The 18,334-nt window shown below is 72.9% G+C and carries 13 protein-coding genes and 1 pseudogene; 3 read left to right on the top strand and 11 right to left on the bottom strand.

The window, feature by feature from the left end; translation table 11 throughout:
* Positions 1-27 precede the first annotated feature (27 nt).
* The 3 genes from ACZ5XS_RS04805 to ACZ5XS_RS04795 form a co-directional block, all read right to left on the bottom strand.
* Positions 28-1,155, bottom strand: coding sequence for a M24 family metallopeptidase (locus tag ACZ5XS_RS04805; RefSeq protein WP_468647780.1), 1,128 nt, complete (start codon positions 1,153-1,155; stop codon positions 28-30).
* 745 nt (positions 1,156-1,900) lie between these two features.
* Positions 1,901-2,515 (bottom strand): PDZ domain-containing protein, encoded by a 615-nt coding sequence (locus ACZ5XS_RS04800; protein ID WP_468647778.1) that lies wholly within the window; start codon positions 2,513-2,515, stop codon positions 1,901-1,903.
* Between the two features lie 93 nt (positions 2,516-2,608).
* Positions 2,609-3,004 (bottom strand): hypothetical protein, encoded by a 396-nt coding sequence (locus ACZ5XS_RS04795; protein WP_468647776.1) that lies wholly within the window; start codon positions 3,002-3,004, stop codon positions 2,609-2,611.
* A gap of 212 nt (positions 3,005-3,216) precedes the next feature.
* Here ACZ5XS_RS04795 and ACZ5XS_RS04790 point away from each other — a divergent pair.
* Positions 3,217-3,405, top strand: a pseudogene (locus tag ACZ5XS_RS04790) (hypothetical protein); the annotation flags it as partial.
* Positions 3,406-3,435: 30 nt separating this feature from the next.
* On the opposite strand, the gene cyc2 reads toward ACZ5XS_RS04790, so the two are convergent.
* Positions 3,436-5,592, bottom strand: a complete 2,157-nt coding sequence (cyc2, locus tag ACZ5XS_RS04785; RefSeq protein WP_468647774.1) for a germacradienol/geosmin synthase Cyc2 — start codon at positions 5,590-5,592, stop codon at positions 3,436-3,438.
* A gap of 120 nt (positions 5,593-5,712) precedes the next feature.
* Positions 5,713-6,582 carry an LLM class flavin-dependent oxidoreductase gene (locus ACZ5XS_RS04780; RefSeq protein WP_468647772.1) on the bottom strand — a complete coding sequence of 290 codons (870 nt, stop codon included), beginning with the start codon at positions 6,580-6,582 and terminating at the stop codon, positions 5,713-5,715.
* Between the two features lie 180 nt (positions 6,583-6,762).
* Between ACZ5XS_RS04780 and fxsT the strand changes: the two genes are divergently transcribed.
* A complete protein-coding gene (gene fxsT, locus ACZ5XS_RS04775) occupies positions 6,763-10,092 on the top strand; it encodes an FxSxx-COOH system tetratricopeptide repeat protein (RefSeq protein ID WP_468647770.1) in 3,330 nt (1,109 codons plus the stop codon).
* On the opposite strand, the gene ACZ5XS_RS04770 is transcribed toward fxsT, so the two are convergent.
* The 5 genes from ACZ5XS_RS04770 to ACZ5XS_RS04750 all read right to left on the bottom strand — a co-directional run bounded on the left by ACZ5XS_RS04770 (position 10,050) and on the right by ACZ5XS_RS04750 (position 15,940).
* Complete coding sequence (locus ACZ5XS_RS04770) at positions 10,050-10,802, bottom strand: class I SAM-dependent methyltransferase (protein WP_468647768.1); 753 nt, start codon at positions 10,800-10,802, stop codon at positions 10,050-10,052. The two genes, fxsT and ACZ5XS_RS04770, sit on opposite strands and share 43 nt — an antisense overlap.
* Positions 10,803-10,875: 73 nt before the next feature.
* Positions 10,876-12,048: a damage-control phosphatase ARMT1 family protein gene (locus ACZ5XS_RS04765; RefSeq protein WP_468647766.1), complete on the bottom strand. Its 1,173-nt coding sequence runs from the start codon at positions 12,046-12,048 to the stop codon at positions 10,876-10,878.
* A 36-nt stretch (positions 12,049-12,084) separates the two neighbouring features.
* Positions 12,085-12,732: a ScbR family autoregulator-binding transcription factor gene (locus ACZ5XS_RS04760; protein WP_468647764.1), complete on the bottom strand. Its 648-nt coding sequence runs from the start codon at positions 12,730-12,732 to the stop codon at positions 12,085-12,087.
* A 403-nt stretch (positions 12,733-13,135) separates the two neighbouring features.
* Entirely contained in the window at positions 13,136-13,813 is a 678-nt protein-coding gene (locus ACZ5XS_RS04755) for a ScbR family autoregulator-binding transcription factor (RefSeq protein ID WP_468647762.1), read from the bottom strand.
* Between the two features lie 327 nt (positions 13,814-14,140).
* Positions 14,141-15,940: a S8 family peptidase gene (locus ACZ5XS_RS04750; RefSeq protein WP_468647760.1), complete on the bottom strand. Its 1,800-nt coding sequence runs from the start codon at positions 15,938-15,940 to the stop codon at positions 14,141-14,143.
* 519 nt (positions 15,941-16,459) lie between these two features.
* Between ACZ5XS_RS04750 and ACZ5XS_RS04745 the strand changes: the two genes are divergently transcribed.
* Complete coding sequence (locus tag ACZ5XS_RS04745; protein ID WP_468647758.1) at positions 16,460-17,422, top strand: lytic polysaccharide monooxygenase; 963 nt, start codon at positions 16,460-16,462, stop codon at positions 17,420-17,422.
* A gap of 60 nt (positions 17,423-17,482) precedes the next feature.
* Here ACZ5XS_RS04745 and ACZ5XS_RS04740 read toward each other — a convergent pair whose 3' ends face one another.
* Positions 17,483-18,136, bottom strand: coding sequence for a Tat pathway signal sequence domain protein (locus ACZ5XS_RS04740; RefSeq protein ID WP_468647756.1), 654 nt, complete (start codon positions 18,134-18,136; stop codon positions 17,483-17,485).
* Positions 18,137-18,334: the final 198 nt, after the last annotated feature.

Below are 18,334 nucleotides of genomic sequence, written 5' to 3'. Positions count from 1 at the left end.
GCCGGTGTCACCGCTGCTGCGTCTGTGTCAGTCCACTGTCACCATCTCGCGGGTCGTGTCGTTGAGGCGGCGGCCGCCGTCCCCGGTGACCGTGACGATGTCCTCGATGCGTACCCCGAACCGGCCCGGCAGATAGATCCCGGGTTCCACGGAGAAGCACATTCCGGGCACGAGGGGCTGTTCCTCGCCCTCGATCATGTACGGCGGCTCGTGCGTGGTGACGCCGATGCCGTGGCCGGTGCGGTGGATGAAGTACTCGCCGTACCCGGCGTCGGCGATGACCGCGCGGGCGGCCCGGTCGACCTCCTGGCAGGCGATGCCGGGCCGTACCGCCGCGAAGCCCGCCTGCTGGGCCTCGCGCACGAGGTCGTGCACCCGTCGCTCCTCGTCGGTGGGCTCGCCGACGTGGACCGTGCGGGAGGTGTCGGATCCGTAGCCGTCCTTGAGGCCGCCGAAGTCCAGGACGACCATGTCACCGTGCTCGACGACCCGGTCGCCCGCCTCGTGGTGCGGGTTGGCGCCGTTCGGCCCGGAGGCGACGATGGTGAAGTCGACCTGCTCGTGCCCGTGTGCCCGCAGCAGCCGGGCGAGGTCCGCGGCGATCTCGGACTCCCTTCGGCCCGCGAAGGGAACGTTCCGGATCTCCTCGAACGTGGCGTCCGCGGCCGCACCCGCGGCCGCCATCAGCTCCAGCTCCGCCGCGTCCTTGACGGCGCGCAGCATCGGCAGCGCCTCGGTGAGGGACGCGTAGGACGTGCCGGGCAGGGCCCTCTGCAGTCCCAGGAGGTGCATCGCCCAGGCGTTGTCGCTGACGCCGAAGCGGCCGGAGGCGTCGAGGAGGGCTGCGGTGGCGGCGTAGGGGTCCTTGCCGTCGGTCCAGTCCCGCAGGGTCATGGCGGACGCACCCGCCGCCTTCGCCGCGTCCGGGGCCTCCAGGGCGGGGACGACGAGGACGGGGTCCTGTTCCGGGGCGAGGACCAGGAGGGTGAGCCGTTCGGTGGTCGCGGGGGGCGCGTAGCCGGTGAGCCACACCAGGTCCGGTCCCGGTGCCACCAGCAGCGCGGCCAGCCCGGCGTCGGCGGCCGCCCTCGCCGCCCGCTCCATACGGGCCCGGTAGTCGTCGGCGGTGAAGGGCGCGGCCGTACTGCCGGTCATCCGGGCCTCCCGGGGCAGGTGAAGGGACTACGGGCAGCATCCTGCCCGGACAGCGGGGGCAGCGCGAGCCGGTTGCCAGGTCTTTCGGTCACGCCGCCGCACACCTCGGCTGACGTCAGGACGTTGCGCCACCTGAAAGCCAGCGCTCGGGCCCCTCGTTCCAGCAGGCGCACATCAGGCGTACTCGCCCACATCAGCCCTCTGCATCCGGACGACTCGGACGACCGGGCGCGCCGAGCGCGTACGCGACCGGCTACGACGGCTGCAGGACCGCCGGACGCGCTGCTCCAGAGGGCCGTACGCATTCTCGGGCTGCGCGAAGACGACCCGCCGTCCCCGGTGCTGACCCGCCGGGGCAACCTCGTCATCCGGGCGCCCTGCCGCAAGGCCCTGCTGGGCCGACCCGTGGCCTTACGGACCGGTCGACGGCGTACACGTCCTCGACGGCGACATCGTACTGATGTACGACTCCAGCACTTCGGGCAGCGACGAAGGCGCCCTGGACGAGGAGACGTGTGCGCCCGGATCGAGGCGGCCCTCGACGAACTCGACGGCAGCCTGCCGGTCCCGATCACCCGCCACCACCCGCCGGCCGCGCTGCACCCACCCTCCCCCACTGCCCGAAGGGGCGTGGGAGATGCCCCCGGCCCGACGCCTACCGGCTGCCCGGCCGGTCACGCGCACACGCCCACCGGCCTTTCATGTGCTGGACGGCGAGCGGCGGCCGACGAGTCACCTGCGGGGGTCACGTGACCACGCCTGGGCGGACCGTCAACTGCTGGTAGCCGCCACTGCGGTGCCGCACCGTCAGCACGACCGCCTTGCCGGGACGCGCGTCGGCGACCGCTCGGGCGAGGTCGGCCGCCGAGTCGACCCGGGTGCGGCCGAACACGAGGAGCAGGTCACCGCGGACCAGGCCCGCCGTGTACCCCGGGCCGGGGACATGGACGCCGACGACCAGGGCGCCCGCCTTCTCGGCGTCCACGACCTCCAGGCCGAGGGTCGCGCGGACCGGCGCCGGAGAGGCGGTCGTGGGCGGCGCGGAGGTGCCGGGGTGCGCGGAGGCCGACATGCTCCCCCGGACGCCCGGCGCTCCGGCTCCCGGCCCCGCCTGCCCCTGTTGCCCGGCCTGCCGCTGGAGGTCGGCGAGCTTGCTCATGCCGATCACGGTGGCGCCGACCGTGCCGAGGCCGATCCCGGACAGCACCAGGACCGTGCCGGCGAACACGCCGAACAGCAGGGTCCGCAGCCGCCGGCCCCGCCGGCGCACGGCGTGCGGGCGCCTGGCCGGGCCGGACCTGGTGTCGCCGCCGGGTTTCTGGCCGGGCATCGGCTTGGGTCGCAACGCAGTCTGTTCCATCGATCGCCTCCGGATGTTGATCTACCCGGGACACCGGCGCCCGACGAGCCACGAACGAGTGAGACTGACCCCCGGTCAGGAGCGGGAAGGTACTCACGCCCGCCCCGGCAACACCCTCACCAGCAGAGCCGCCGACCCCCGCGGCACGCAGGCCCACACCAGTTCCGTCCGGCGCAGGACCCACGGCTCGGAGACCGGGACGGCGACCGCGCCGGGCACCCCGATCGCGGCGGGCCGGGACAGCGGGGGCGGGCCGTGACCCGCCGCGGACGGGGCGGTCGGGCCACGCACGGCCGTGCCCTCGTAGCGCGGGGCGGGGCGGGGCGGAAGCCGTGGCCGCCGTCTGTCGCACGGAGCTGGGCGAGGGACGGGCGGGCCCTGCCCTCGGCGCGCGTCCGGTGCGTCCGGCCGGCGCGCGTCGGCGAGGTCCGTGAGGCGCAGCCCGGCGTGCCGGGTCAGCGGACGGGTGTCGGGGAGCAGGTCGCGCACGGGCTCCTCGCCGACGCCGTGCGTGGTCAGCCGGGGCCACCCCGGGCGGCCGGAGCGGATCGCCGGGCGCGGCCGGGCCGTCGAACAGGCCCAGGTCGGCCGTGCCGGTGGCGACGGCAGCCGGGATCCCGTCGCGGGCCCGTGCGCGAGCCGACGGAGGGCGGTGCGACGGCGGGCGGCGGCCCGGGCTCGGGTGCGGCGGCCATCCGTACGACGCGCCGCGCGCGCACGGCCCGCGCCTCTCCGGGTACGACGAGGACGGCCATGTCCGGATCGCCGAACTGCCCGGCCGCCCCTTGTTCCTCACCTCGCCCTTCCAGCCGGAGCTGTCCGGCGACGGCTCGCGCCCGCACCCGGTCGTCCGGGCGCCGGCGCGAGCGGCGGTGGAGCACGCCGGGCGGGCCGCCGGACAGCCCGTGCGACGCCTGACCTCAGCCGACCGGCACGGCGGGAGGGCGGTCCGGAAGGAAGCCGTGGGCCCGGCCGGCCAGCCAGTCGGCCTTGTAGCGGTCGACCTCGCGATGCCAGTTCAGGATGCCCGCCATCCAGTTCTGCAGATCGAGCACATAGCCCTCCATGACCTCGCGCGCCTCGGCCGAGAGCGCGAAGTCGTCGTACACGATGGGCAGTTCGTGCGCGGCGACGTGCTCGAACTGCTGCATGCGCTGGGTCATCAGATCGTGGACGACGGCGAGCGCGGCCGGGTAGTCGCAGCCGAAGAAGTTCTGCACGACGAGGATCGCGTTGTGGATCTCGCCCTCGTACTCGATCTCCTTCTGGTACGAGAAGACGTCGTTCAGGAGGCACGCGTAGTCGACGGCGGCGTTCTCCAGGGAGCGGACCGGCCCGGTGCGGTAGACCTCCGGCGGGACGGCGGGGCCGTGCCCCATCCGGCACAGGCTCATGGTGAGGTCCGCGCCGAAGGTGGCGCGGCGCATCTCCAGGTAGTCGACGGGGTCGGGGACGCGGTTCTGGATCTGGTTGGACACCTCCCAGACCCAGCTCTCGGTCATCACGTTCACCGAGTCCTTCAGGCCGCGCCGCTGGTCGGGCGTCATCTCGGCCGTCGTCCGCGCCCACAGGTCGACCAGTCCGCGCTCCATGGCGTTGAGCGGGACGGCGATCTCCTCCCCGTCGACGGACATGCAGTCCGACAGGCGCTGGGTGGTCACCCGGGCGGTGGCCAGGTCGCGGCGGTGGCCGAAGACGAGCGGGTAGTAGTCGTCGCCGTACGTCCCCCAGGCGAGCCACTGTGAGCTGAGGTCGAGGGCCTCGGGCGTCGCGTCCGGGTCGAGGCCCGCAGCACACAGCGGCAGGTCGTACGCGGCGAGCTTGTCCTCGTCCCAGACGCCCTCCTGGAGGATGCCCATGGCGTTCGTCCAGTCGGTGAGGCGGTGGCGGGCGCCCTCCAGATGCGGGCTGAGTTCGAGCGGGAAGGGCATGTAGAAGTCGGGCAGCAGGGACGGGCCGACCTTCTGGAACGGCACGTGCGTGTAGGCGCGCAGGCGCTCCGCGCCGGCCGACGCGAGCAGGGCGCGGACGTCGGCGGCGGAGGTGCCGGGGCCGGTCAGGCCCTGCCAGGGCGCGGTGGACCGCGCGCGTGCGTTCATGTACCGGCTGGAGCGCATGTGCCACTCGTGGCCGCCGGACTGCCAGTCCTGAAGGCCCTGCGTGTACTTGGCCACGGCGGCGACCTCGGCCGGGGCGAGGCCCTTCTCCAGGGCCAGCGCGGGCACTTCGGTGACGGCGGTGTGCTCGAACTGGTGGAGCCGCGAGGTGAGGATGTCGTTGACGGTCTCGGCTGCCTCCTGGGTGGTGCAGCCGAAGAAGGTCTCCAGGACGAGCACGCCGTTGCTGAGCTCGCCCTCGTCCTCGACCTCCCGCTGGTAGGAGAACAGGTCGTTGCGCAGGTGGACGCCGTCGGAGAAGGTCTCCATCAGCACCCTGAGCGGCCTCGACTCCGCGACGGCCGGGGGCACTTCGGCGGTCGCGTACTCCACGAGTCCGGCCGACCAGGGGGCGCCGCCCACCTTGCGGCGCATCTCGATGTACTCGACGGGGTTGGCGATCCGCCCCTCGTTGATGTTGGACAGCTCCCACAGCGACTCGTTGAGCAGGTGCTCGGTGGCCACGGCGAAACGGCGGCGCCAGTCCGCGGACATCGACGGCACGGTGCGCGCCCACAGGTCGGCGAGGCCCGCCTCGACCGGGTTCTGCGGCTCGGGCATCGGCGTCGACAGGTCCATCGGCATGAACAGCGGCAGCCGGTCCAGGTAGGCCTTGCCGCCGGCCCGGTCCTGGGTGCGCTTGAAGATCTCCAGGAAGTGGTCGTCGAAGAAGAAGACCCACACGTACCAGTCGGTGATCAGCGAGAGGGCGGGGCCGTCACAGTCGGGGTGGGTGTAGGCGCAGAGCAGGCCGTAGTCGTGCGCGTCGAGGTCGGCCTGCTCCCAGACTCCGGACCCCTCCAGCATGCCCATGTCCCGCGCCCACCGGGTCGAATGAGCGCGGGCCTCGTCGACGTGGGGGTTCAGCCGCGCGGGATACGGCATGTAGAAGTGCGGGAGTTCGAAAGGCTGCTGCGTCATGGCCGGGCCCTACCCAGGGCCCTGTCGGGGCATCCGGAGGGCCGGGGATGATCACACCATCGTGTGAATCTGGCCGTAGCTCCTTGGAGAACCGGCCCTCACTCCTCGGGAAACGGGCCCTCACTCCTCGGCGAAGTGGGAAACGACCTCGTCGGCGACCCAGGCGAGTGCGTCCGGCAACGCGTCCGTGGCCACCGGCAGCCACAGTGAGCACGCGGCGAGCCCGGCGTCGGCCAGCTGCCCCAGCTCCTCCCGTACGCTCTCCGCGGTCGCGTCCGCACCGCCCAGCGGACGTCCGGGCGGGGGGACGGCCGCCGGGAAGCCCGGCGGCAGCAGGAACTGCCCGGCGGTCAGCTCCAGCGGCGGCCTGGCCGGATCCCGGCCCGCCTCCTCCCCGAGTACGGCCAGCCGGTCCCGCACCCCGGTGAGCCGGGCCGCGTCGAGGCCGGCGCCGTGCCAGGCGTCGCCGTGACGCAGCGCGCGGCGCAGCGCCGCGTCGCTGTGTCCGCCCACCCACACCCCGGGGCCGCCGTCCGTGCGCGGTCGCACCCCGAGCCGCGGCTGCCCCTCGCCGCCCCGCCACAACCGCCGTATGACGGACAGCTGTTCGTCGGCGCGCCGGCCACGCCCGGCGAACGACACGCCCGCCGCGGTGAACTCCTCGGCGTCCCAGCCCGTTCCGACCCCGAGGGTGAAGCGCCCGCGCGCGAGGCGGTCGAGGGTGGCGGTCTGGTGGGCGATCACGACCGGGTTGTACAGCGGCAGGATCAGGACGCTGGTCACCAGGCCGATCCGGGTGGTGGCCCCGGCCACGGCGGACAGCAGGACGACCGGGTCCGGGGTGACTCCGAGGTTCCCGGCCAGCAGGTGGCTGCTCGCGATGACGTGGTCGAAGCCCAGCTCCTCGGCCCTGCGGGCGGTTTCCAGGACGCCGTCGAGCTCGTCCTCCCCGGTCGGCCACAGGCGGTGCGGTGCCACTCCGATGCGCATGTCGACGGCTCCCTCGCTCGGTGTCACCGGAGACAACACCGCGGTCCCCGTCCCTCATCCCGCACTTTCGGACGTCGCCTCCGCTTTCAAATCCCCTACCGTGCGCGGGACATGAGACCCTGAAGTCGCGAGAGGGGTTCGGACGTAGCCGTCGAGGTGTGTGCCGACAGGGGGTCCTCGATGTTCGGGGCAGAGTTGTTCACCCAGACCGCTGCCGCCGCCGCGGGCACGATGGTCGCTCTGATGACCACGGACGCGTGGCAGGCGGCCCGGCAGAGGATCGCGCGGATCCTGGGGCGCGAGGGAGTGGCGGAGCTGGACCGGGCGCGGGCGGCGCTCGATGCCGCACCGCCGGGCCGGCAGGAGATCATCCTGCGTGAGCAGCGGGAGCGGTGGGACGCCACGCTGCGCACGCTGCTGGCCCGGGACCCGGAACTGTCCGGCCGGCTGACCGCGTTCGTGGAGGAGTTCTCCGGCGCGGGCCGGCCGATCGTCATCCATGCCCCGCACGCCCAGTTCGGGCTTCCCGCGGCGGCACCCGAGTCGCCCGCCCCGGGCGCGCTGACCGTCGCCCCGCCGCTGGGCCGGCTCGACCGCCGGGTGCGCGGGCGTGAGCCACTGCTCGACGCGCTCAAGCAGCTGGTGGGCAAGCCCACGTCGGGCGTGCGGGTGCTGCACGGGTTGGGCGGTGGCGGCAAGACCACGGTCGCGCTGGAGATCGCCGCGTACGCCTCCGCGCTGGGCGTGGACGTGTGGTGGGTGACCGCGTCCAACCCGGCCGCGCTGAGCGCCGGGATGCGCGAGGTGGTGGCCGCGCTGGGCACGCCCGCCGATCTCATCGACCGGGCCTGGTCGGGGCGTTCCAGCGCCACCGACCTGCTGTGGCGGCGGCTGTGCGACCGGACGGACCCGTGGCTGCTCGTCGTGGACAACGCCGACGAACCCGGACACCTCGCGCCACAGGGGAGGTTGGCGGAGGGCACCGGCTGGATCCGGCCGGCCGCCGAGCTGCCCGGCCTGGTCCTCATCACCAGCCGGGACGGCAGCCCGGCGACCTGGGGCCCGTGGGCGACCCTGCACCCGGTGGACGCGCTGGCCGGCACCGACGCCACCGACGTGCTGTGCGACCTCGCCGGAGAGCGGGCCGGGTCGCGCGAGGAGGCGGAGCTGCTGGCGCAACGGCTCGGCGGGCTGCCGCTGGCGCTGCGCATCGCGGGCTCCTACCTCGCGGCGGCGTCCGCGTTCCCGGCCTGGCCGGGCACCAGCGCCGTGCGGAGGTACACCGACTACCACGCGGCCCTCGACGAACGCTTCACCGAACTCCTCGACGAGGACCCGCCCGGCCAGCCCGGCGGCACCAACACCGCGACGGTCAGCCGTACGTGGGAGCTCTCCCTGGATCTGCTGGAGCGGCGCGGCATCGTGCAGGCCCGTCCGCTGATGCGCCTGCTGTGCTGCCTGGGCGACGCGCCCGTGCCCCTGGTCGGGCTGCTGCGCCCGGACCGGCTCGCCGAGTCGGCGCTGCTGCCCGCCATCACCCCGCAGGAGCTGTACACCGCGCTCACCTCGCTCGCCGACTTCGGCCTGGTCGAGCTGCACACCCCGCGCGGCGGCGACGAGCACGCGCGCAGCCTGCTGCTGCACCCGCTCGTCCGGGACGCCGGCCGCCGTCAGCGGGACCTCGCCGAACACCTCCAGGAGTACGGCGCGGTGGTCGCCGACCTGGTCGTCGCGGCCACCGCCGAGCTCAGCGAGGACGACCCGCGCGACTGGCCGCTGTGGCGGTTGCTGCTCCCGCACTGCGACGCGCCGCTCGCCCTGATCGGCGATCCGTACGAGGCCGACGACGAGCTGGTCTCCAAGGCGCTGCGCGCGGCGGCGGCCGGGGCGCGGCATCTGTTCCGGCGGGGCTGGCTCGACCGGGCGGAGGCGGTCCTCGACGCCTGCGAGCCGATCGTCCTCGCCTGCGGGCCACGCGACCCGGACGCGCTGGAAGTACGGTCCGCCGCCGCCCACCTGCTGCAGTTGCGCGGTCGGCTCTCCGCCGCCGAGTCACTGGTCCGTACGGTCCTGGAGGACACCCGTGACCTTTTCGGCGACGCGGCGGGCGAGACCGCCGACGCCCGCTACGCCCTCGCGGAGCTCTTGTGCGACCGGGGCCGGCCCGCCGAGGCGGAGGCCGAGTACCGCACGGTGTACGCCACCCGGCGCGCGCTGCTCGGCGAGCGCGACCCGCAGACGCTCGCGGCCCGCAAGGGCGTGGCCCGGATGTCCCGGCAGCGCGGGCTGCTCGCGGAGGCCGAGGAGGAGCACCGCCTGGTGCTCGACGCCTACCGCGAGGCGCTCGGCGACCGCCACCCCGACACCCTGGCGAGCCGCCACGACGTGGCGCAGGTGCTGCACGAGCGGGGGATGTTCCGGCAGGCCGAGCTGGAGCTGCGGGAGACCCTGGAGGTGTGCGCGGAAGTCCTCGGCGAGCGCAATCCCGGCACCCTCGCCGTCCGCCACGACCTCGCCGACGTGCTGCGGGACCGCGGTCTGCTGGCCGAGGCGGAGCGCCAGTTCCGTACGGTGCTGGAGCTGCGCGGCGACTCCTACGGCGAGGACCATCCGGACACGGTCGCCGCCCGGCACGGTCTGGCCACCGTCCTGCGCGACCGGGGCTGGCCGGGGGACGCGGAGAGCGAGTTCCGGGAGGTCTTCGAGGTGCGCCGCAGGCTGCTCGGCGACATGCACCCGCACACCCTGGTGGTCCGCCACAACCTCGCCGACCTGCTGATGGAACGCGGCCAACTGGAGGCGGCGGAGACGGAGTTCCGTGAGGTGTACGAGGCCCGGCGCGAGGTGCTCGGCGAACAGCACCTGCTCACCCTCTCCGTACGGCACGGCGCCGCCCACGTCCTGCACCTGCGCGGGCGCACCGACCGCGCCGAGACGGAGTACCGCACCGTCCTGGCCGACTGCGTCGACACCCTCGGCCCCCGCCACCCGGGCACCCTCGCCGTCCGCCACAACCTGGCCGACCTGCTGACGGACCGGGGCCGGCTGGAGGCGGCCGAGACGGAGTTCCGCGAGGTGTACGAGGCCCGGCGGACGGTTCTCGGCGAGCAGCACCTGCTGACGTTGTCCGTACGCCACGGCGCGGCCCACGTCCTGCATCTGCGCGGGCGCGTCGAGCAGGCGGAGGCGGAGTACCGGACGGTGCTGGCGGACTGTGTGGAGACGCTGGGGCGGCGCCATCCGGGGACGCTGGCGGTACGGCACAACCTGGCCGACCTGCTGTGCGTGAAGGGTGAACTGACCGCCGCCCAGGACGAGTTCAGTGAGGTCCGGGAGGCGTGCGAGGAGGTGCTGGGGCTGCGGCACCCGCGGACCCGGGCCGCACGGGAGGCGCTGGATGTCGTGGCCCGGCTACGGGCCGGGAATCGGGGAACGACGGACGAGGACCCACCGGCCGGCCCCGGGACTCACGCGCCCAGCGACCCCGACTCGGCCGCCGCCGGCTCGTAGCCGGGGAAGCGGGCCGGGATCTGCCCGAGGTCCCAGAGCGCGAGCGTCTTGTCGTCGTAGAAGTCGTCGGACTCGTCGTCGCCGATCACCCGTAGCGGCTCGGGCAGCCCGAAGGGGGCGAGCCGCAGGTTGATCGGTCGCCACCAGCCGGTGAGGATGTCCGTGTTGGCCGGGGTCCGGGAGAAGGTCGTGGTGAGCAGGTAGCGCGAGCCGCTTTCCCGGAAGCGGGTCAGCGCCTCCACCACGTGCTGGTAGGAGAAGTGCACGAGGGCGTCCCGGCACAGGATGAGGTCGACGCGCGGTACCGGCTGGGCGGTGAAGTCGAGGAGCTGGAAGTCCCGGCCGGGCGCGCGGAAGCGGGCACGGTTGCTTTCGACGAGTTCCGCGACGACGTCCCCGCCGAGGTAGTCGGCGCCGTGCAGATCGACGTGCCGCATCCAGTTGAAGTCGCCGCAGGGTGCGTCCAGCACCGAGCGCACACCCAGCTCCCGGACCAGCTCGCCGATCTGGGCCATGACCCGCTTCATGCGCTGCAGTTCGGAGCCGGGCCCGGAGCGGGTCTCGTCGGAGCCCCAGCGGTTGGTGCGGTAGATGTCCGTGAACACGTCGTGCAGGTCGGCCTCGTCCCGGGCGTCCGTGACCTCGACGTACCGCCGTGCGTCCACGTCGTAGACGGGCTCCCCTGGATTTCTCAGGTACCGCGGGGTCAAGGCCGTCCTCTTTCGCTGCCCGTCGGCGGGACGTATGGCAGCCCACCCGTACAACTCGGCAGCATAACGCTCCTCATGGCCTGACCTGGATCAGCGCATGGGTGCCGCCGGTGCGCCAGCGCTGCCCCTCGGCGGCGACCAGGGTCGCCTCGGTGTCCGCGTCGAGGCCGGTGATCACGTCGGACTTCAGGGTGCGCAGGGCCGCCACCCGGCCGGGGAAGTGGGCCGTGACGTCGGCGAAGGGGGTCGTCGGGGGCCACGTCCGGTCTCCGACCAGGCGGCGGTAGTTGAGGTCGCCCTTCACGACGGTCAGCGCGGCCCCGGTGAGTTCGGCGCGGAGGTCGTCGGGCATGTCCGCGTACGGCAGCGGGGCGCAGGAGAAGGGGTGGGCGCGGACCGTGAGGCGGCCGTCGGCCATGGCGGACCACAGCAGGCGTCCGTGCACGCCGGCCTGACCCGGTGCGGCCGTGAGCCGGCGCAGGGCGTCCACCACGTCGGCGGTCGTGGCGTCGGAGACGTAGTAGGGGTACGGCTTGACGTGCAGGACGGCACGCTCGATGCGGCCGTGGGCGAGGAGGTGGGCGATGAGCAGCAGGTCGGGGATCAGTTCGCGGCCCGCGTTGTCGGCGATCAGGCACAGTGTGCCCTTGCCGGTGAGGAACGACCAGAGGGTGTCGCTGTCGTCGGCGACCAGGCCCGGGGCGGCGGCCCGGGCCTCCGCGGCGGCGTCGGAGAGACGGAAGCCGAGGTCGGCGCGGTTGCCCCACAGCGAGCCGTGCAGCAGAGCCGTGGCCTGTTCGTCCTCGGGCCGGTCCGCGAGGTCGTCGAGGGCCGCCAGTTCGTCGTCGGTCTCCGGGGAGTGGAGCTCGGCCAGCTTGGAGGGACGGAAGGGGTCGATGCCCTGCCAGGCGCCGGGGCCGAAGTAGCCGACGGCGTCGAGGAGCCGGCGGTAGAAGTGGCTTTCGGACCACAGCCAGGGCACGTCGAACCAGGAACGGCCGACGTACCTGTCGATGCCCCAGGTCTTCCACCGGTCCCGGTCGTGCGCGTCGGCGGGGAGCGCTTCGACGACACCCTCGGCGCAGCTCGCGAGCAATTCGTCGAGGGCACGGTGCTGCTCGGGGCCGTACGGGAACGCCTCACGCACCTGACGGACGATGGCCGGATGCCGCTCAGCGAGCACACTGCGCGGGAAGGAACCGGGTGCGTTGCCGAGGATCACGGGCGACAGCGGAGAGTCGGGCATGCGCCTCACGCTACCGGGCAGCCCCGGCTTCTCCCGTCAGACCGCCCTCACCTCCCGCTCCAGCTGCGTGACCAGCGTCAGATAGCGGGCGCGGCGGGGTACCGGCACCAGGCCCCGGATCAGGAGGTGCCACATCTCGGCGAGTCTGCGGGGCTGGCGGGTCACGGGTTCGAGGTGGCGGCTGACGACGCGGGTGCCGACGAAGGAGCAGACGAGGGAGTGGGCCGCGGCGTCGACGTCGGTGTCCGGGTGGAGGTCGGACTCCCGGACCGCGCTGAGGAGTTTGCGGGAGGCGATGTCCAGCCACTCGGTGAAGGGGTGGCGCAGAGGGGCGCGCACCTCCACTCCCCCGGTGGCGAGCCGGAGGCCGGCCCGGGGGATCGGGTCCTCGACGGACAGGTGCGCGATGCCGAACGTGAGGCGCATCAGGGCTTCGAGCGAGGTGGAACTGCGGGCTTCCATCTCGTTCGCCAGTCCGCGCGAGGCATGGGACTGCAGCTCCATGATCGCGTGCGCCAGGTCTTCCTTCGCCGCGAAGTGGAAGTAGAGGGCACCCTTGGTGACTTGGGCGTGCTCGACGATGTCGCTCAGGCTGGTCGATTCGTAGCCGTGCCGGTCGAACAGGTCGGCTGCGGCCGTGATGATCGTCGAGCGGGTCTGCTCGGCGCGTAACTGCCTCGGCATCGACTGCACACTCCCGGTGGAAAAGAACGGTCTGCGCCGTTTGTTTCTTCCCCCGCCATACGATAACTCACCGCACCGGACAGCCCCGACCGGTTTTCCCGATCAGGGGACGCGCCTCCTCTCCGTCGTCCTCCTACGGCCCCTACCTCCGCCTTCGAGGGGCCAACCCCCCGCGGAAGAGGAGGAGTCGACCCAATCGTCACGCGGTGTGTCGATGCGGTGACCGTCGTGTGGGCGTGCCGTCGGCGAGGGCGCCGTTCATCGGCGCGGTGACTTTCCCGGGGGTGTGACGGGCCGGCAGGTCCTCGTGGGTGCGGCGCGCCTGCTCCAGGCGGGTACTCGGCGGCCGGTGACCGGCCGCAACCGCCCCCGCAGGGGGAGTTCGAGCGGTTCCTTGCCCGCTCTACCGCTGGGAGCCCGCCTCCGGGGCGACTTCGCGCGCCGCCTCGGCCGCGGCCCTGGCATCGGCGAAGGCGCGCTCGCCACGTGCCGGCGAGGTGTCCACCTGTCCCAGCAGACCGGGGACGGCGATGCTGGGCAGCACGAGGTCGTAGAGCAGCGAAACCCGCTCGGCGAAGTCGGCCATGTCCGTCGTGGCCTGGGACATCAACTGGATACCGGTGAACGCGGCGACCATCGTCTCGGCGGTTCTCACCGGATCCACGTGCGGCAGCACTTCGCCCTTCTCCTTGGCGACGGCCAGCCGGTCGGCCGTCACCGCCGACCATTCCTGCCAGGGCCGGCCGAAGAAGCGCTGCGCGCTCTGGTCGGCCGCGAGCCGGGCGGCACCGCGCAGCAGTGGTTCCCGCGGCAGCCGGTAGGCCAGGATGAGGCCCAAGTCGACGAACGACTGGACCTTGATCGGCTGTTCCGTGGGCAGTTCGGTCACGGCGTGTTCGAGCACACCGTGCGCCAGGTCCTCCTTGGACGGGAAGTGGAAGTACAGCGCTCCCTTGGTGACCTCGGCACGCTCAAGGATCTCCACGATGGTGGCCGATTCGTAGCCCCGCTCGGCGAAGACCGCCGCCGCGGCCTCGAGCACCGCGTTGCGAGTCCGGATCGCGCGTTCCTGTCGAGCCATGCGTGGTCTCCCGCCGAGTGCCAAGATGTCTGGCAAGCCCTGTTTTCAAACCGGTTGGGCCGTATGATACGGCACGCTTGGCGACCGTTACCAGCCATGGATTCACGCGAGAACGCGCTGTTTCCCGGGCTTTCCCGAGGAATAGAACCGCGTGACCCGTATGCGGGTGTCAGCCCCGCACCGTCAGGTGGCGGCGGCCTCGTTCACGCCGCGCTCGCACGGGCGGGCCGGCCGGTGCTCCATCCGCACCGGCCGGCCCGCCTGTTGTCTGCCTGTCCTGCTGCTGTCTTGCTGTCCGTCTTGCTGTCCTCTGTCACGCCCGACGGCTCAGAAGGTGAGCTTCCAGCCGTTGAGCGTGCCCGTGTCCTGCGCCGCGGTGTCCTGGACGCGCAGCTTCCAGGTGCCGTTGGCCGTCTCCGAGGAGGCGTTCACGGTGTAGGTGGTGGCGACGTTGTCCGCGGAGTCCGAGGAACTCGCGGCCTTCAGGCGGTACGCCGTGCCGTCCGGTGCGATCAGGTCGAGGACGAGGTCACCGCGGTAGGTGTGGGTGATGTCGACACCGACCGGGAGGGCGGAGGGGGCGCTGCCGCTGCGGCCGCTGACGGCGATGGAGGACTCTACCGCCGAGCCGTTGTCCGGGATGGCGACGGCGGTGGTGCTGGAGAAGGTCGTCCCCGTGCTCGTACCGCCGCTGACGGCCGCGACGGTCTTGGCCGCGTCCGCGAGACCCGCGCCGCAGCCGCCCGAGCAGGCGCCCGGCAGGGCACGGGCGTTGTTCTTGATGGCCGTCTCGATCTGCGCCGGGGTCAGCGCCGAGTTGGCCGACTTCAGCAGCGCGATCAGGCCCGCGATGTGCGGGGTGGCCATGCTGGTGCCCTGGTAGTAGGCGTACGACTCCGTGGACGCCGTCTTGGTGCCGGAGTTGAGCGTGGACAGGATGCCGTTGGCGGTGCCGGTGCTGGTCTGGCCGCCGGGCGCCGAGATGTCCACCAGGGAGCCGTAGTTGGAGTAGGAGGCCTTGGCGCCGGTGCGGCTGGTGGCGGCGACCGAGATCACGTTGTTGCAGTTGCCCGGCGAGTGGTTGGCCACGTTGTCGTTCTCGTTGCCCGCGGCCACGGCCACGGTCGTACCGCGGCTCACGGCGGCGTTGATCGCGCTCTGGGTCGCGGAGGTGCACGCCCCGTCGCCGCCCAGGCTCATGTTGATGACCTTGGCGACGTTGGTGTTGGCGGGGACACCGGAGACGGTGCCGCCGGACGCCCAGGTGATGGCGTCGATGATGTCGGAGTCGTAGCCGCCGCACTTGCCGAGCACGCGCACCGGGGAGATCTTCGCGCCGTACGCGATGCCCGCGACGCCCTTGCTGTTGTTCGTGACCGCGGCGATGGTGCCGGCGACGTGCGTGCCGTGCCAGGAGGAGTTGCTGGCCGGGATGCCCGAGCCGCACTCGTTGGCGGCGTAGTAGTCGCCCGGGTCGGCCGGGTTGCTGTCGCGGCCGTTGCCGTCCACCGAGACGGCGGTGTCGGCGATGAAGTCGTAGCCGCCGACGATGTTCGCGGCGAGGTCGGTGTGGGCGACGTAGCCGGTGTCGATGACGGCGACGGTGACGCCGGTGCCGGTCGTGGTGTTCCAGGCGCCGGGCACGTTCATGCCGGCCGTGGACTCGAACAGGTCCCACTGCTTGGCGTACTCGGTGTCGTTCGGGTCGGCCTTCGCGGTGTTCAGGCGGTCCGGTACGACGTAGGCGACCTGCGGGTCGGCCTCGAACTCGGCGACGACGTCGGCGACGTCGGCCCGGGTGAGGTCGGCGCCCAGGTCGACCAGGGCGGCTCCGGTGCCGAGGCGGCGCTGGAAGTCGAGGTCCTCGCCGGCCTCCTTGCCCTTGGCCGCGGCGTCGGCCTCGGCGGCCTTGTTGGACTTGGCCTCGGCGGCGCCGGACGTGTAGCCGACGATCAGGCGCTCGGCCGCCGTGCCGGGGGCGGCCTCGGTCAGCGCGGCCGGGACGGCCGACTCCTGGGAGGCGGGTTCCTGGGCGACGGCGACCGTGGTGGTGGCGGCCGTCAGGAGGGCGGCGGAGACCGCGGCGACGGATATCAGCTTCCGTCTGGAGGAGAGAGAGGTACGCAAGGGCTTGCCTTTCGTGGCCGTACTCGGGGCAGCGCGGAGTGGCGGTCGAATCGCTTCGTCGATGAAGCGGCGGGGGGTGAAGCCGAGTGGGGGGTGAGGCTGAGGGGCGCGACGCTGAAGGGCGTGGCGCTGTGGGGGGGGTGACGCCGTGGGGGGAAGCGGACGCCGTGGGGCGGTGACGCTGTGGGGCGGTGACGCTGTGGGGCGGTGACGCTGTGGGGTGAGGCGAAAGGAGCGCGCGCGGTGGCCGACCAGGCGCGGGGCCGGCCCGTTCGGGGTCACCTGTGGGGCGGCTGTGCCCGAACGATAGGCAAAGGAACGGTCACCGGGATACAGGGGAAACCCTTGATCCGGCCGGGAACCCACCCTCGACACCGGGCAGTTGACCGGGAACGGTCCGCTTTGCGCCGATTGGCGGCGCCGTGAACGCGCCGGGCCCGTTGCCCGTACTCCTTCGGAGCACACCGTTCAACCGCACGCGAGCAGTTCGATCCCGTTCAGGCCGAGGAGACGTTCCGGATGTCCCGGACCACCGCACACCGCACCGCCGCCCTGGCGGCCTCCCTCACCAGCTCGCTGCTGCTGGGCCTGTGGGCTGCGGCGCCCGCGCAGGCGCACGGTGCCCCGACCGATCCGGTCAGCCGGGTCTTCGCCTGCTCCCCCGACGGCGGCAGCGCGTCCGGTTCGGCGGCCTGCCGGGCGGCCGTCGGCGCCAACGGCACGTCCTTCTCGGCGTGGGACAACCTGCGCGTCGCGAACGTGAACGGCCGGGACCGGCAGACCATCCCCGACGGCGAGCTGTGCAGCGGCGGCCTGCCCGCCTACAAGGGCCTGGACCTCGCCCGCTCCGACTGGCCCTCGACCCGGATGACGCCCGGGGCGACGCTGACCATGCGGTACGTCTCGACCATCCCGCACACCGGCACCTTCCGGCTCTATCTGACGAAGCCGGGCTACGACCCGGCAAAGCCGCTGACCTGGTCCGACCTGCCGGAGCGGCCGTTCGCGCAGGTGACGGACCCGGCACTGACGGACGGCGCGTACCGGTTCAGGGCGACGCTTCCGGCCGACCGGACGGGACGGCAGGTGCTGTTCACGATCTGGCAGAACAGCAGCACGCCGGACACGTACTACTCCTGCTCGGACGTGGTGTTCCCCGCGGCGAAGAGCGCGGGGGCCGCGGCGAGTTCCCCGACGCCCACGGCGGACCGCGGCGACGCGGACCGGGACCGGACGAGCGCGACCGCCTCGGTGACGCCGACGCCCGCCAAGAAGAGCACCCCGCAGGCCACCCCGTCCGTTACGGCGAGCCTGCCGGCCGGCACCGGCGCCGCGGCCGGCGCCGCCCCCGACAGCACGCCGGTGGCCGCCACCGGGGACTCCGGCTCCGGCCCGTCCGCGCCGACCCTGGCGGGCGGCGCCGCCGCGATGCTGGTGCTCGTCGGGGGCGCCGCCCTGGCGCTGCGTCTGCGTCGACGCTGAGTGCCTTCTCCGCTTTCCCGGTGCTGAACTCCTCTGCTCCGAGCTCTCTTGCTATGAGGGTCAGTTGACGTAGACCAGGGCGTCCCCGTCGGTCACCGGGGCGTACTTCGCGGTGAAGTAGCCGTTGGCGAAGCAGAGCGAGGAGCCGGACGTCTTCGTGAACTGCTGGTTGGCGAAGGCGATGCTGTTGTCGGCGTTGTCGGCCGTGCCGACCAGGGCGGGCGTCTGGTAGACGCAGTTGATGCTGCCCAGCAGGGTGCGCAGCACGACCGTGGTCTGGATGGCGGAGCCGCTCGCCGCGGTGACCGTGACGGTTCCGTCGGAGGTCACGGAGGTGGTGTACGGCAGGTTGTTGACCGTGATGCTGGTGACGCCGAGCACGCCGATGACGTTGGCGCTGCAGGAGCCGCCGGCGAAGGTGTGCGCGTCGAGCGACTCGGTGGCCGTGCCGGGGGCGGCCGGGTTGTCGGTGACGGTGGCGGTGAACTGCGAGGACGTGCAGGAGATGCCGCTGGTGCCGGTCGCGCTGGAGTAGAGCGTGGCCGCGGTGCCGGCGGCCAGCGGCGCGGTGAGAACGTCGCCGACCGCTGCGGCGGTGCCGCCGAGGCCGCCGGTGGTGAGGACCGCGCCGTCGGCCGCCGCGGCGGGCGAGAGAGCGGGGAGGGTGAAGGCGGCGACGGCGGCGGTGAGGGCGAGGAGGGATCGCGTACGCATGCGGGTGCCTCTTTCTGGGGGTGGGGGGGGCAAGGGCGACCGGCACGGCCCAGGGGGAAGCGGCCGTGCGGGCGCCTTGGAGGGGGCGTGCTCGTACTGAGTCGGACTCGGGGTCGAGCTCGGGGATGCACTCCGGTTGCACTCGGAGGTGCACCGGGCAGTGGAGTGCCCTGCTGGACAGAACGTCCGGGAAGCGGC

The sequence above is a fragment of the Streptomyces sp. NPDC033131 genome (assembly GCF_055578365.1).
The sequence above is the reverse complement of the archived record's forward strand: the minus strand, read 5'-3'. Positions and strand labels throughout refer to the sequence as shown.

Coding starts and splice junctions, on each gene's coding strand:
- ACZ5XS_RS04805 (WP_468647780.1), bottom strand. CDS start 1,155: ATGACCGGCAGTACGGCCGCGCCCTTCACCGCCGACGACTACCGGGCC.
- ACZ5XS_RS04800 (WP_468647778.1), bottom strand. CDS start 2,515: ATGGAACAGACTGCGTTGCGACCCAAGCCGATGCCCGGCCAGAAACCC.
- cyc2 (WP_468647774.1), bottom strand. CDS start 5,592: ATGACGCAGCAGCCTTTCGAACTCCCGCACTTCTACATGCCGTATCCC.
- ACZ5XS_RS04780 (WP_468647772.1), bottom strand. CDS start 6,582: ATGCGCATCGGAGTGGCACCGCACCGCCTGTGGCCGACCGGGGAGGAC.
- fxsT (WP_468647770.1), top strand. CDS start 6,763: ATGTTCGGGGCAGAGTTGTTCACCCAGACCGCTGCCGCCGCCGCGGGC.
- ACZ5XS_RS04765 (WP_468647766.1), bottom strand. CDS start 12,048: ATGCCCGACTCTCCGCTGTCGCCCGTGATCCTCGGCAACGCACCCGGT.
- ACZ5XS_RS04760 (WP_468647764.1), bottom strand. CDS start 12,732: ATGCCGAGGCAGTTACGCGCCGAGCAGACCCGCTCGACGATCATCACG.
- ACZ5XS_RS04755 (WP_468647762.1), bottom strand. CDS start 13,813: ATGGCTCGACAGGAACGCGCGATCCGGACTCGCAACGCGGTGCTCGAG.
- ACZ5XS_RS04745 (WP_468647758.1), top strand. CDS start 16,460: ATGTCCCGGACCACCGCACACCGCACCGCCGCCCTGGCGGCCTCCCTC.
- ACZ5XS_RS04740 (WP_468647756.1), bottom strand. CDS start 18,136: ATGCGTACGCGATCCCTCCTCGCCCTCACCGCCGCCGTCGCCGCCTTC.